Raw genomic sequence first — 13,271 nt, 5'->3', positions numbered from 1 at the left:
ATTGTTTCATCATGAGGGTGAGGCACGCACCCCAACTAAGGTATACTTGCGCGTCCCCACAGAAGATCGGTAATGCATTCACTATGGCAGGAAATAAACCCACCAACAAATCGAACGAAACGCAGGATCGCCAGCTCGCAGGCGTGAAAATGCCCCCGCATTCGCTGGAAGCGGAGCAGTCGGTGCTCGGTGGGTTAATGCTGGATAACGAGCGCTGGGACAATGTCTCTGAGCGCGTCGTCGCGAATGATTTTTTCAACCGCTCGCATCGGCTGATTTTTTCAGAGATGCAGCGGCTGCTGGAAAACAGCAAACCTATTGACCTGATTACGCTCTCCGAATCGCTGGAAACCCGTGGCGAACTGGAGATGGCGGGCGGCTTCGCCTATCTGGCGGAACTGGCGAAAAACACCCCGAGCGCGGCGAACATCGGCGCCTATGCTGACATCGTGCGCGAACGTGCGGTGGTGCGTGAGATGATCGCCGTCGCTAACCAGATTGCCGATGCCGGTTATGATCCGCAGGGGCGTAACAGCGAAGAGCTGCTCGACTTCGCGGAGTCGAACGTCTTTAAAATTGCGGAAGCGCGCGCGGATAAGGATGCTGGCCCGAAAAACATCGAGCAGATTCTGGAATCGACCGTTTCGCGTATCGAATCGCTCTATCAGACACCGCACGATGGCGTCACCGGCGTCGATACCGGCTATCAGGATCTGAATAAAAAGACCGCGGGCCTGCAGGGTTCTGATCTGATTATTGTCGCAGCACGTCCTTCGATGGGTAAAACCACCTTTGCGATGAACCTGTGCGAAAACGCCGCCATGCTGCAGGAAAAACCGGTGCTGATCTTCAGTCTGGAGATGCCCAGCGAGCAGATCATGATGCGTATGCTGGCGTCACTCTCCCGCGTCGATCAGACCCGCATCCGTACCGGGCAGCTGGATGATGAGGACTGGGCGCGTATTTCCGGCACCATGGGCATCCTGCTGGAGAAGAAGAACATGTACATTGATGACTCTTCCGGCCTGACGCCCACCGAAGTGCGTTCACGCGCCCGACGCATCTACCGTGAAAACGGTGGATTAAGCATGATCATGATCGACTATCTGCAGCTGATGCGCGTGCCGTCGCTGTCGGACAACCGTACGCTGGAAATTGCTGAGATCTCCCGCTCGCTGAAAGCACTGGCCAAAGAGCTGAACGTGCCGGTTGTGGCGCTGTCGCAGCTTAACCGCTCGCTTGAGCAGCGAGCCGATAAACGTCCGGTCAACTCGGATCTGCGTGAATCGGGCTCGATCGAGCAGGATGCGGATTTGATCATGTTTATCTATCGCGATGAGGTTTACCACGAAAACAGCGATCTTAAAGGGATCGCGGAGATCATTCTGGGTAAACAGCGTAACGGCCCGATCGGTACGGTACGCCTGACCTTTAACGGTCAGTGGTCACGCTTCGACAACTACGCTGGCCCGCAATACGACGACGAATAATCCCCGGTTTGTGCTGTCATGCACGATCTGTGCATGACAGCCCCCATCATCACAAAATAGTGTTGGACAACCTCTCGGGTTATCGGGTTATCTGTAACAAAGCGACGCCCATCACGCTGTGGAAACGGAATGACTCACGTAGACGATTACGACCTTAAAATCCTGACTTTATTACAATCCAACGGCCGTCTGACCAATCAGGAACTCAGCGATCTGGTCGGCCTTTCTGCCTCACAATGTTCCCGCCGTCGTATCAATCTGGAACAGGCTAATCTGATCCTGGGTTATCATGCCCGGCTGTCGCCCGATGCCATCGGGCTTGGCATGGTGGGATTGATTGAGGTGCGTTTAATTAACCACACCGCAGAATATGTTGAGAGCTTTCACCGGATGGTGGAGCAGGAACAGGCGATCGTGGATGCCTATAAAACCACCGGCGATGCGGACTATCTGCTTAAAGTGGCAGTGGCCGATCTCAATTCCCTTAGTGCGTTAATCAGCCAGTTAGTCGCGGGCCACCAGAGCGTTTCCCATGTGAAAACCTCGGTAGTGCTGGGACGCATGAAAGAGAACGGGCTGATGATGCTGCCTGAGCAGAAGACGCGCTAAAAAGGTGCGCGCTGTGCGCTTTTGGTGCACACTTGCGGCAATTAATGCGAAGAGCGCGCATAGAGTCGGACTTTAACGCATAGGTTGACGGTATCTGCCGGAATTTATGCACAAAGTTCTTTTTTAAAGCGCCTTAGATATCAATGGGATATCGCTGGCACCCGGTTTACAGCAGTTCAGTGCTGTGGCGATGGTGCGTTTTTTGCATCGAAACCGCATCATTTGCACTGAGAAAACCCCATGGATAACATCGCAGAACCCTCCCGCGTCCCGCATTCGCGCATTGAAGATGCGCTGGCGATGGTGCTTGGCACCCTGATGGTCTCGTTCGGCGTCATTATGCTGAAACAGGCGGGAGCGCTGACCGGCAGCACCGCAGGCATCGCCTTTCTGATCAGCTACCTGTCGCCGCTTTCGTTCGGCAGCGCGTTTTTCCTGATCAACATCCCTTTTTACTGGCTGGCGGTAAAACGCATGGGCTGGGAATTTACGCTGAAAACCTTCTGCGCCGTCGGTCTGGTGTCGCTGTTCACCCAGCTGCACCCGCTGTTCGTCCACTTTTCTGACCTTAACCCCTTCTATGCGACACTGTTCGGTAACGTCATCATGGGAATCGGGTTTATAGTGTTATTTCGTCATAAGGCGAGCCTGGGCGGCATCAATATTCTGGCGCTGTGGCTACAGGATCGCTTTGGGATCCGCGCGGGGAAACTGCAAATGGCCGTCGATACCTGCGTCGTGCTGGCGTCACTGTTTGTGGTGAGTGGCCCCATCCTGCTCGCGTCGATTGCGGGTGCGGTGATCCTGAATCTGATTATTGCAATGAACCACCGTCCGGGACGCTATCGGGTTTAATCCGCATCTTCCCTCTGGACCAATCATGGAGACCTACACCGTGTTTCAAAACGTTGATGCCTATGCTGGCGATCCGATTCTGTCGTTGATGGAAGCCTTCAAACAAGACCCACGCGAACACAAAGTTAACCTGAGTATCGGCCTCTATTACGACGAAAAGGGCATCATCCCGCAGCTGAAGGCTGTAGCCGCTGCCGAAGAGCAGATCTATGCTGAGCCGCATCAGGCATCGCTCTATCTGCCAATGGAAGGACTTAACAGCTACCGTAGTGCGATTGCACCGCTGCTGTTTGGTGCCGATCATCCGGTGTTAAACGCGGGCCGTATCGCCTCTATTCAGACGCTGGGCGGTTCTGGCGCGCTGAAAGTGGGCGCGGATTTCCTTAAGCGCTACTTCCCGCAGTCTGCGGTCTGGGTCAGCGATCCGACCTGGGAAAACCACGTCGCGATTTTTAATGGTGCAGGTTTTGAGGTAAATACCTATCCCTGGTATGACGCAGAGACCCACGGCGTGCGGTTTGATGCCTTTATCAGCACCCTGAAGACCCTGCCAGCGCAAAGCGTCGTGCTGCTGCATCCCTGCTGTCATAACCCGACCGGTGCTAACCTGACCGATGCGCAGTGGGATCAGACCGTTGAGGTGCTGAAAGCACAGCAGCTGATTCCTTTCCTGGATATCGCCTATCAGGGCTTTGGTGCTGGCATACAGCAGGATGCCTATGCGCTGCGTGCAGTCGCGGCGGCGGGTCTGCCAGCCCTGGTGAGCAACTCCTTCTCCAAAATTTTCTCGCTCTATGGCGAGCGCGTAGGCGGTCTCTCTATCGTCTGTGACAGCGCCGAAGAGTCAGCGCGTGTGCTGGGCCAGTTAAAAGCCACGGTTCGCCGCAACTACTCCAGCCCGCCGAATTTCGGTGCGCAGGTTGTCGCGCGCGTACTCAACGATGACGAGTTGAAAGCCAGCTGGCTGGCTGAAGTGGAAGCGATGCGCTTACGCATTCTGGACATGCGTCAGTCGCTGGTGGACGTGCTGAGCACTGCACTGCCAGGTAAAAACTTCGACTACCTGCTGAAGCAGCGTGGCATGTTCAGCTACACCGGCCTGAGTGCGCAGCAGGTCGATCGTCTGCGCAACGAATTTGGCATCTATCTGGTGGGCAGCGGCCGCATGTGTGTGGCCGGTCTGAACAGCAAAAATGTGCATCAGGTGGCTGAAGCGTTTGCCGCCGTGATGTAACGGCCGCCAGGCTGTAAAAAAAACCGTCAGGGTGCTCTCTGGCGGTTTTTTTATGGGTCAGGGTTTACCTTTCGGCGACATGCTGCACACTTAAACGGGGTAACCGTTTCAGGAATAAGCTATGTGGCATCAACAAACTATTACGCTGAGCGCGAAGCCGCGCGGGTTTCATCTGGTCACCGATGAGATCGTGAACTCGCTCTCCGGACTGCGTGATATCAAAACCGGTCTGCTGCATCTGCTGTTGCAGCACACTTCGGCGTCGTTAACCTTAAATGAGAATTGCGACCCGACGGTGCGCAGCGACATGGAGCAGCATTTCATGCGGCACGTGCCGGAGAATGCGCCTTATCAGCACGACTACGAAGGGCGTGATGATATGCCGGCGCACATCAAATCGTCGATCTTAGGGGTTTCGTTGTTATTACCGGTTCAGCGGGGACGTCTGGTGCTGGGCACCTGGCAGGGTATCTGGCTGGGCGAGCATCGCATTGAGGGCGGTGCCAGGCGGATTGTCGCCACTTTACAAGGGGAATCGTAATGAATAACTCAGACTTACTGACCTATTGCATGAGTAAGCCGGGCGCGGAGCAGAGCGTCCACAGTGACTGGAAAGCCACGCAGATTAAAAGCAACGGCGTGCTGTTTGCGATGGTACATGAGGCGAAAGGGCGGCCAGCGGTCTCGCTGAAATCGACGCCTGCGCTGGCCGAATTACTGCGCGAAGAGCATAGCGATATTATTCCCAGCGAGCATCTGAACAAGTCACACTGGAGCACGCTATTCCTGGACGGTTCGCTGAAAGATTCGCAGATCTACTATCTGGTCGATGCCTCATTCCAGCAGGTTGCAACGGCCCGCTAAACGGCAATAAAAAACCCTCTTACCTGAGCAAGAGGGTTTCAGAGGCAACGTGTTACGCGGCAGGCTGTTCGCGCAGGGTATTGATGTCGATAACGAAGCGGTATTTCACATCGCTTTTCAGCATGCGCTCATAGGCTTCATTGATCTGGTCCATCGCGATCAGTTCAATGTCTGACGTAATGCCGTGCTCACCACAGAAATCGAGCATCTCCTGGGTCTCTGCGATACCGCCGATCAGTGAACCGGCGATACTGCGACGCTTGAAGATCAGGTTAAATACCTGTGGTGCCGGGTGATCGTGCTCCGGTGCACCCACCAGCGTCATGTTGCCATCCAGCTTCAGCAGGGTGATGAAGGGGTTGAGATCGTGCTGAGCCGCAACAGTGTTCAGAATGAAGTCGAAGCTGTTGGCGTGCTGCGCCATCTGCTCCGCATCTTTGGAGATCACGACTTCATCGGCACCCAGACGTTTGCCATCTTCAATTTTGGAAGGCGAGGTGGTGAACAGCACCACATGTGCGCCCATGGCATGGGCGATTTTCACGCCCATATGGCCCAGGCCGCCTAAGCCTACAATACCCACTTTCTTGCCCGGGCCGACATTCCAGTGGCGCAGCGGCGAGTAAGTGGTGATACCGGCACACAGCAGCGGTGCCACGCCCGCCAGCTCGAGGTTCTCGGGAATGCGCAGCACAAAGCTCTCATCAACCACCATCGACGTTGAGTAACCGCCGTAAGTAATGGCGCCGGTTTCACGATCTTCACCGTTATAGGTGCCAACAAAGCCGTTTTCACAATACTGCTCCAGACCCTGCTGACAGCTCGGACAGCTGCGGCACGAATCGACCATGCAGCCTACGCCGACCAGATCGCCGACTTTGTATTTCTGCGTCTGCGGGCCAACGGCCGTGACGCGACCGACAATTTCATGGCCCGGAACCACGGGAAAAATGGTGTTTTTCCACTCATTACGGGCCTGATGCAGGTCTGAGTGGCAAACGCCACAGAACAGCACCTCAAGCTGAACGTCATGGGCGCGCAGCTCACGCGGCTTAAAATCGAACGGTGCCAGTTTGGATTTTGCATCCTGAGCAGCATACGCATGCGTAATATTCATGGTGTCTCCAGTTTCGATGTGTCGTGAGTGTTATTCGATGAAGTGCAGCAGCGTTGATGTGCTGCGAAAACAGGGCGACGCCAGGGGCGTGCCAAAGAGGAACCGCTTAAGGATAGTCAGCGTGGGGAAAAGCGTATATGCCTATACATGTCTGAATCTTGCCTGATTCTGCAATTTTCTGGCTGAATCGACAGGGAAGAGTAAAAGGCCCGCACGCGGCGGGCCTGACAGAATTACTTCTGTAACAGTGGCTTCAGGAAGCGCGCGGTATGTGATTTCTCACACTCCGCCACGGTTTCTGGCGTACCAGCCACCAGGATTTCACCGCCGCCGCTGCCGCCTTCCGGACCCAGGTCGACAATCCAGTCTGCAGTTTTAACCACATCCAGGTTGTGCTCAATCACCACGATGGTGTTGCCCTGATCGCGCAGCTTATGCAGCACTTCCAGCAGCTGCTGGATATCGGCAAAGTGCAGGCCGGTGGTCGGCTCATCCAGAATGTAGAGTGTCTGACCGGTGCCACGCTTCGACAGCTCACGCGCCAGCTTCACGCGCTGGGCTTCACCGCCGGAAAGGGTGGTGGCGGACTGACCGAGGCGGATGTAGGTGAGACCCACATCGATCAGCGTCTGCAACTTACGCGCCAGCGCCGGCACCGCATCGAAGAACTCACGTGCCTCTTCGATGGTCATCTCCAGCACTTCGTGAATGCTCTTGCCTTTGTACTTCACTTCCAGCGTTTCACGGTTATAGCGTTTGCCTTTGCACTGATCGCACGGCACATAAATGTCCGGCAGGAAGTGCATTTCGACTTTCAGCACGCCATCGCCCTGACAGGCTTCACAGCGTCCGCCACGCACGTTAAAGCTGAAGCGGCCCGGATTGTAGCCGCGTGAACGTGCTTCCGGCACGCCCGCAAACAGTTCACGCACCGGGGTGAAGATGCCGGTGTAGGTGGCCGGGTTGGAGCGCGGTGTACGACCAATCGGACTCTGGTCGATGTCGATTACTTTGTCGAAGTGCTCCAGTCCCGCCACGTCACGGTAAGGTGCCGGTTCGGCGATGGTCGCGCCGTTCAGCGCCCGCTGGGCAATCGGGAAGAGCGTATCGTTGATCAGGGTCGATTTACCCGAGCCGGAAACACCGGTAATACAGGTGAACAGTCCGACCGGCAGCGTCAGCGTGACATCCTTGAGGTTGTTGCCGCGTGCGCCAGTAATCTTCAGGACTTTGGCCGGGTCGCCTTTGACGCGCTCCTCTGGCACTGCAATGCCACGCTTGCCGCTCAGGAACTGGCCGGTCAGTGACGCTTCCTGCGCCATGATCTGATCAACCGTGCCTTCAGCCACCACCTGGCCGCCATGTACGCCCGCACCCGGACCGATATCGATCACATGGTCAGCGGCACGAATCGCATCTTCATCATGCTCAACAACGATCACCGTGTTACCGAGGTCGCGCAGATGAATCAGGGTGCCAAGCAGACGTTCGTTGTCGCGCTGGTGCAGGCCGATTGAAGGCTCATCCAGCACATACATCACGCCGACCAGACCGGCACCGATCTGGCTGGCCAGACGGATACGCTGTGCTTCACCACCGGACAGGGTCTCGGCGGAACGCGACATCGAAAGATAGTTCAGGCCGACGTTGACCAGGAAGCTCAGGCGATCGCCAATCTCTTTCAAAATTTTCTCGGCGATCTGCGCACGCTGGCCGCTGAGTTTCATATTTTCAAAGAAGGACATCGCATGGCCGATGCTCATCTCAGAGATGGTCGGCAGCGTGGTGTTCTCCACAAAGACATGACGCGCTTCACGACGCAGACGGGTTCCTTCACAGCTGGCACAGGCGCGGTTGCTGATAAATTTCGCCAGCTCTTCGCGTACCGCTGAGGACTCGGTCTCTTTGTAGCGGCGCTCCATGTTATTGAGCACCCCTTCAAATGGATGACGGCGCACCGAGGTGTCGCCGCGATCGTTGATGTACTTAAATTCGATGCTCTCTTTGCCTGATCCGTACAGAATCACTTTCTGTACGTTTTCTGGCAGGCTGCCGAACGACGCTTCGATATCAAAATCGAGGTGTTCCGCCAGCGAACGCAGCATCTGGAAGTAGTAGAAATTGCGGCGATCCCAGCCGCGGATTGCACCGCCCGCCAGCGAGAGTTCAGGATTCTGCACCACGCGGTCAGGGTCAAAATATTGCTGTACGCCAAGGCCGTCACAGGTCGGACAGGCGCCCGCCGGGTTGTTAAACGAGAACAGGCGCGGCTCCAGCTCGCTCATGCTGTAACCACAGATCGGGCAGGCGAAGTTAGCCGAGAAGAGCAGCTCTTCTGCGGCGCTGTCATCCATGTCCGCCACGATGGCCGTCCCGCCGGAGAGCTCCAGCGTGGTCTCAAACGATTCCGCCAGGCGGGTCGCGAGATCTTCACGCACTTTAAAGCGGTCAATCACCACTTCAATGGTGTGCTTCTTCTGCAGCTCGAGTTTTGGCGGGTCGGAGAGGTCACACACTTCGCCATCAATACGCGCACGGATATAGCCCTGGGTCGCCAGATTCTCCAGCGTTTTGGTATGCTCACCCTTACGATCTTTCACCACCGGCGCCAGCAGCATCAGGCGACGGCCTTCCGGCTGGGAGAGCACCTGATCGACCATCTGGCTGACGGTCTGCGCCGCCAGCGGCACATCATGATCCGGGCAGCGCGGTTCGCCAACGCGGGCAAACAGCAGACGCAGGTAATCATGGATCTCGGTGATGGTTCCCACGGTCGAGCGTGGGTTGTGCGAGGTGGATTTCTGTTCAATGGAAATGGCGGGCGACAAACCTTCGATATGATCGACGTCCGGCTTCTCCATTAACGAAAGAAACTGGCGCGCATACGCAGAGAGCGACTCCACATAGCGGCGCTGACCTTCCGCATACAGCGTATCAAACGCCAGTGAGGATTTACCGGAACCTGACAGGCCGGTTACCACAATGAGTTTGTCGCGTGGGATGGTCAGGTTGATGTTTTTCAAATTATGGGTGCGGGCACCACGAACTTCGATCTTATCCATTCACCTTTCCCGGATTAGCAGCACTCACCGCGCCTTGCCGACACGGCCAGAATAAACGTGTCATTATGGCACAAAAAATAGACTGAATAAATATCCAGTACTCTTAGCCTCCGGCGCGCAGCGGATTAAAACTGGAACCCCGCTCGAAAGTGGGAAACAGACCGCAGGACGTGTTAGAATTGATAGATTAGACTGTATGCATTAACTCATCGGGAGACAGCAACATGGCCAGTCGTGGCGTTAACAAAGTGATTCTTGTCGGGAATCTGGGTCAGGATCCGGAAGTACGTTATATGCCAAATGGTGGCGCTGTTGCCAACATTACGCTGGCTACGTCGGAAAGCTGGCGCGACAAGCAGACCGGTGAAAACAAAGAGATCACTGAGTGGCACCGTGTGGTGCTGTTTGGCAAACTGGCTGAAGTCGCGGGTGAATACCTGAAAAAAGGATCGCAGGTCTATATCGAAGGCCAGCTGCGCACCCGTAAATGGCAGGATCAGGGTGGCCAGGAGCGTTACACCACCGAAGTCGTGGTTAACGTTGGTGGTACCATGCAGATGCTGGGTGGCCGTCAGCAGGGCGGTAATGCCGGTGCAGGCGCTCCAGCCGGTGGTGGCGCGCAGGGCGGTGGCAACAACAATGGCTGGGGTCAGCCGCAGCAGCCGCAGGGCAACAATAACCAGTTCAGTGGTGGCGCGCAGTCCCGTCCGCAGCCGCAGCCACAGAGCGCGCCGGCCAGCAACAACAACGAACCACCAATGGATTTCGACGACGATATTCCGTTCTGATTCCGTTGGCCAGAGAGTACAAAAAAAGCCCGCTTTGCGGGCTTTTTTTATGCGCGACTTTCGCTGGCGGTTACGACCATTCCGCCAGAATCGCCTCCGTGCTCAACACACGCGGCACGTTGCCGGGGATCAGCAGTGAGGCCCACACATCATTGTGCTGGTTAATCAGTGCTTCGGCGCTGACCCAGCGGCGATCTGCCGTGGTGTGCGCATCGGCGGCAACGGTAATCGCATAGCCCGCACTGGCACCGACTTTTATCGTGGTATCCAGGCAGTAGTCAGTGGCACAACCGCACACCACAAATTCCTCTACTGCCAGCCTCTTTAACAGCGTGGCCAGGTCGGTGTGCCAGAAGCTGTCGCAGGCAGTTTTAGTCACATAGTGTGCGCCAGCAGGCTGAGCGATTTCCGGCAGCAGCCCGAAAGCCGCATTACCCTCGCACATCTCGCCTTCGCGGTGCTGGATAAATATTGTGATATCGGCGCGTTCGGTCAGCCGGTTAATCTGTGCAATCCTTCCCGCTGTGTCGAAGCGTGGCGTGCTGAAGACGCCATTCTGCATATCAATGACCACGACTACCCGCTGTGCCATGCTTGATCCCATCTGGTTTGAAAAAAACAGTGTTACCTGAGGCATTGTGGAAAGCAATCTTTTGCATTTTCCCCCCTGTCACAGGCATGCTAAACCGACTGGTTAAATAAGGAGAGAGAAGTGGAAGGTGTTCCGGCGAGTTTCCCCTGTGAGAAAGACCGCGCCCGGTTTCAGCAACTCGCCGAACTGCCCGGTGTGGAACTCTATCAGGCCCACATCTCCCGCTACGCATTTGAACCCCATACCCATGAAGCCTTTGGTATCGGCACCATTGAAGCGGGCGCGCAACGCTTTCGCTACCGCGGCACCGAATATACTGCGCCGGAGAACTCGCTGGTCATGATGAATCCGGATGAGCTGCATACCGGTGAGTCAGCGTGTGAAGAGGGCTGGCGCTACCAGATGATCTACATTCAGCCGCAGCTGATGGATGAACTGACCGGCGATCGCGGCTGGTGGTTCAACGAGGCGCTGTTGACCGATCCGCGCGTGGCGCGGCCGCTCTCCCGCACGCTGGCGACACTCTGGCAGGCGGAATCACCACTGGCGCGCCAGAGCCTGCTGGCTGAACTGCTGTTGCAGATTCGTCCGCTGGCACGCATGTCCTCACAGGGCAGACCGGATGCACGGCATCGTTTTGATCAGGTAAGAGACTTTCTGCGCGCGAACCTCGCAGAACCGGTGCGGCTGGATGAGCTGGCGGCGCTGGCCTCGCTTTCGCCGTGGCACTTCTTACGCGCCTTTCGTCAGCACTATCACGTTACGCCGCATCAGATGCTGATGGCTTTCCGGCTTTACGACGCCAAGCAAAGGCTGGCACAGGGTGAAGCGGCTGCCAGCGTTGCGGCGGCGGTGGGATTAACCGATCAGGCCCATCTGACCCGCGCCTTTGCAAACCGTTATGGCATCACGCCGGGCCGCTATCAAAAGCAGGTGCGCCAGCCCTGATACCACCGCAATCTGCTACAAGCATTCCCCGCCCGAACCCGCCACACTGAACGAAAAAGCTATATAAGGAAGAAATTATGTTTGCTGGTGTCATGTTTGCCGTCACCGCCGGACTGCTGTGGGGGCTGATCTTTGTCGGGCCGCTGCTGGTGCCTGACTATCCTGGCGCGCTGCAATCGGCGGGACGTTATGTGGCGTTTGGGCTGATTGCGCTGCCGCTGGCCTGGCACGGTCGTCATCGCCTGCGCAAGCTGGCCCGGGCCGACTGGCGTGAGGCGGTAAAGCTCTCGCTGGTGGGAAACCTCTTCTACTATGCGTTTCTGGCGAACGCCATTCAGCGCACTGGCGGGCCGGTCTCCACCATGATTATCGGCACGCTGCCGGTGGTGATCGCTGTGACGGCCAATCTCTGTTACGGCCATCTTGAAGGACGCCTGCCGTGGCGGCGGCTGTTTCCGGCACTGGTCATGATGGCAGCCGGATTACTCTGCGTGAATGCGGCGGAGCTACAGAGTCAGGGCCACACGCTTGATCTCAGCCGTTATCTGACCGGTATCGCGCTGGCGCTGCTGGCCGTGGTCTGCTGGACCTGGTATCCGCTGCGCAATGCCCGCTGGCTGCGTACCCATCCCGAACTGCGGCCCTCGACCTGGGCAACAGCGCAGGGGGTCGTGACGCTGCCGATGGCGCTAATCATGTACGCGCTGGTCAGCGCGCAGCTTGCCTGGCAACAGCCGGCTTTTGCGCTGCCGTTTGGGCCGCGTCCTGCAGTGTTTATCTCCCTGATGCTGGCGATTGGTCTGCTCTGTTCCTGGCTCGGGACCTTATGCTGGAACGCTGCCAGCCAGCGTCTTCCCACCGTACTGATGGGGCCACTGATTGTTTTTGAGATCCTTTTCGGCCTGTTGTGGACTTTTCTCTGGTATCAAAGCTGGCCACCCCTGCTCACCGTGACGGGGATTATTTGTCTGATGGCTGGTGTCCTGTGGGCAATGCGCATTAAACCGCAGCCTCTCGTCGTCGCGATTAAAGAGTAAACCGCGAAGATCGCCAAAAGACCTCTGCCGCGCGGATAACACGCCGCGCGGCTTTTTAAGATTAAACCCTACCCCGATTTGCCCGCTCTGCGACAGATTTGTGCCGCGAAATCGATTTCATGCCTCTGCGTAATCGTACCTTAACCCCCGAAAGCCTCTCTCATCCCCTGTTTGTCAGTGAAAAAACGGGACTGATGGTCTCCTGAACATAGCCATGTTTAGCGTTGCCAGGGAGGAACTGTTCAGATATCGGTCATTAATCAGGAAAAATCGCGCAGCATTATGGACGTTATGCTTTTATCAGCGGCTTTTTATTGCGGTATGGTCCTGAGAAAGGGAGGCTGAAAACCACTATTAACTTCACTCAGTGATGAATGAGTAAGAAAACTCCGCCGCTGCGTTAATAATTAAAGATTAATCTCTGGCATCAATGATGCGCAATGAAGAGAGCGAAAAGATAGACACATAACGTTAGTGATAAGGAGCAATAAACTATTTATCCTGGATTAATCCTGGAGAAAGTATATGCCATTAACCCATTCCCCGGAATTAAACGCAGCCGCAAAAATTTGAGTCAGGTCCAGCATTAACTCAAATATACGGTGATTGTTTTTTGCGCGATGTTTAAATTGGCTTAATGAAATTGAGACGATTTAGTTCCGACGATTAGCTGGG

At 56.0% G+C, this 13,271-nt stretch carries 12 protein-coding genes; 9 read left to right on the top strand and 3 right to left on the bottom strand.

Translation table 11 applies throughout. The features are described 5' to 3' along the window. Nucleotides 1-83: 83 nt before the first annotated feature. The 6 genes from dnaB to OK412_RS16530 all read left to right on the top strand — a co-directional run bounded on the left by dnaB (nt 84) and on the right by OK412_RS16530 (nt 5,052). The gene (dnaB, locus tag OK412_RS16555; RefSeq protein ID WP_010252197.1) at nt 84-1,490 is read left to right on the top strand and encodes a replicative DNA helicase; all 1,407 of its coding nucleotides are present in this window, start codon (nt 84-86) and stop codon (nt 1,488-1,490) included. 129 nt (nt 1,491-1,619) lie between these two features. Beyond that, nucleotides 1,620-2,099, top strand: coding sequence for an Lrp/AsnC family transcriptional regulator (locus OK412_RS16550; RefSeq protein ID WP_010252196.1), 480 nt, complete (start codon nt 1,620-1,622; stop codon nt 2,097-2,099). Between the two features lie 240 nt (nt 2,100-2,339). Continuing rightward, entirely contained in the window at nt 2,340-2,954 is a 615-nt protein-coding gene (locus OK412_RS16545) for a YitT family protein (protein ID WP_003855751.1), read from the top strand. A 40-nt stretch (nt 2,955-2,994) separates the two neighbouring features. Beyond that, nucleotides 2,995-4,188, top strand: coding sequence for an aromatic amino acid transaminase (locus OK412_RS16540; RefSeq protein ID WP_264353374.1), 1,194 nt, complete (start codon nt 2,995-2,997; stop codon nt 4,186-4,188). Nucleotides 4,189-4,309: 121 nt separating this feature from the next. Next, nucleotides 4,310-4,729, top strand: a complete 420-nt coding sequence (locus OK412_RS16535; RefSeq protein ID WP_010252188.1) for a secondary thiamine-phosphate synthase enzyme YjbQ — start codon at nt 4,310-4,312, stop codon at nt 4,727-4,729. Then, nucleotides 4,729-5,052 (top strand): MmcQ/YjbR family DNA-binding protein, encoded by a 324-nt coding sequence (locus OK412_RS16530; RefSeq protein WP_010252186.1) that lies wholly within the window; start codon nt 4,729-4,731, stop codon nt 5,050-5,052. Before OK412_RS16535 ends, OK412_RS16530 begins: the two co-directional genes overlap by 1 nt. Before the next feature lie 52 nt (nt 5,053-5,104). Here the strand turns inward: OK412_RS16530 and OK412_RS16525 are convergent, their stop codons facing one another. Together OK412_RS16525 and uvrA are read right to left on the bottom strand one after the other, a co-directional pair. Beyond that, the gene (locus OK412_RS16525; protein WP_010252184.1) at nt 5,105-6,169 is read right to left on the bottom strand and encodes an NAD(P)-dependent alcohol dehydrogenase; all 1,065 of its coding nucleotides are present in this window, start codon (nt 6,167-6,169) and stop codon (nt 5,105-5,107) included. 233 nt (nt 6,170-6,402) lie between these two features. After that, nucleotides 6,403-9,231 carry an excinuclease ABC subunit UvrA gene (uvrA, locus tag OK412_RS16520; RefSeq protein ID WP_010252182.1) on the bottom strand — a complete coding sequence of 943 codons (2,829 nt, stop codon included), beginning with the start codon at nt 9,229-9,231 and terminating at the stop codon, nt 6,403-6,405. A 224-nt stretch (nt 9,232-9,455) separates the two neighbouring features. On the opposite strand from uvrA, the gene ssb1 reads away from it, so the two are divergent. After that, nucleotides 9,456-10,019, top strand: coding sequence for a single-stranded DNA-binding protein SSB1 (gene ssb1, locus OK412_RS16515; RefSeq protein WP_010252180.1), 564 nt, complete (start codon nt 9,456-9,458; stop codon nt 10,017-10,019). Nucleotides 10,020-10,089: 70 nt separating this feature from the next. Here the strand turns inward: ssb1 and OK412_RS16510 are convergent, their stop codons facing one another. Next, on the bottom strand, nt 10,090-10,611 hold the full coding sequence (locus OK412_RS16510) for an isochorismatase family protein (RefSeq protein WP_033770839.1): 522 nt from the start codon (nt 10,609-10,611) through the stop codon (nt 10,090-10,092). A gap of 120 nt (nt 10,612-10,731) precedes the next feature. On the opposite strand from OK412_RS16510, the gene OK412_RS16505 reads away from it, so the two are divergent. Beyond that, entirely contained in the window at nt 10,732-11,559 is an 828-nt protein-coding gene (locus OK412_RS16505) for an AraC family transcriptional regulator (RefSeq protein ID WP_010252176.1), read from the top strand. A gap of 77 nt (nt 11,560-11,636) precedes the next feature. After that, nucleotides 11,637-12,596 carry a DMT family transporter gene (locus OK412_RS16500; protein WP_033769445.1) on the top strand — a complete coding sequence of 320 codons (960 nt, stop codon included), beginning with the start codon at nt 11,637-11,639 and terminating at the stop codon, nt 12,594-12,596. Nucleotides 12,597-13,271: the final 675 nt, after the last annotated feature.

The organism is Pantoea sp. JV6 (assembly GCF_025910055.1).
Classification (GTDB): Bacteria; Pseudomonadota; Gammaproteobacteria; order Enterobacterales; family Enterobacteriaceae; genus Pantoea; species Pantoea agglomerans.
The sequence above is the reverse complement of the archived record's forward strand: the minus strand, read 5'-3'. Positions and strand labels throughout refer to the sequence as shown.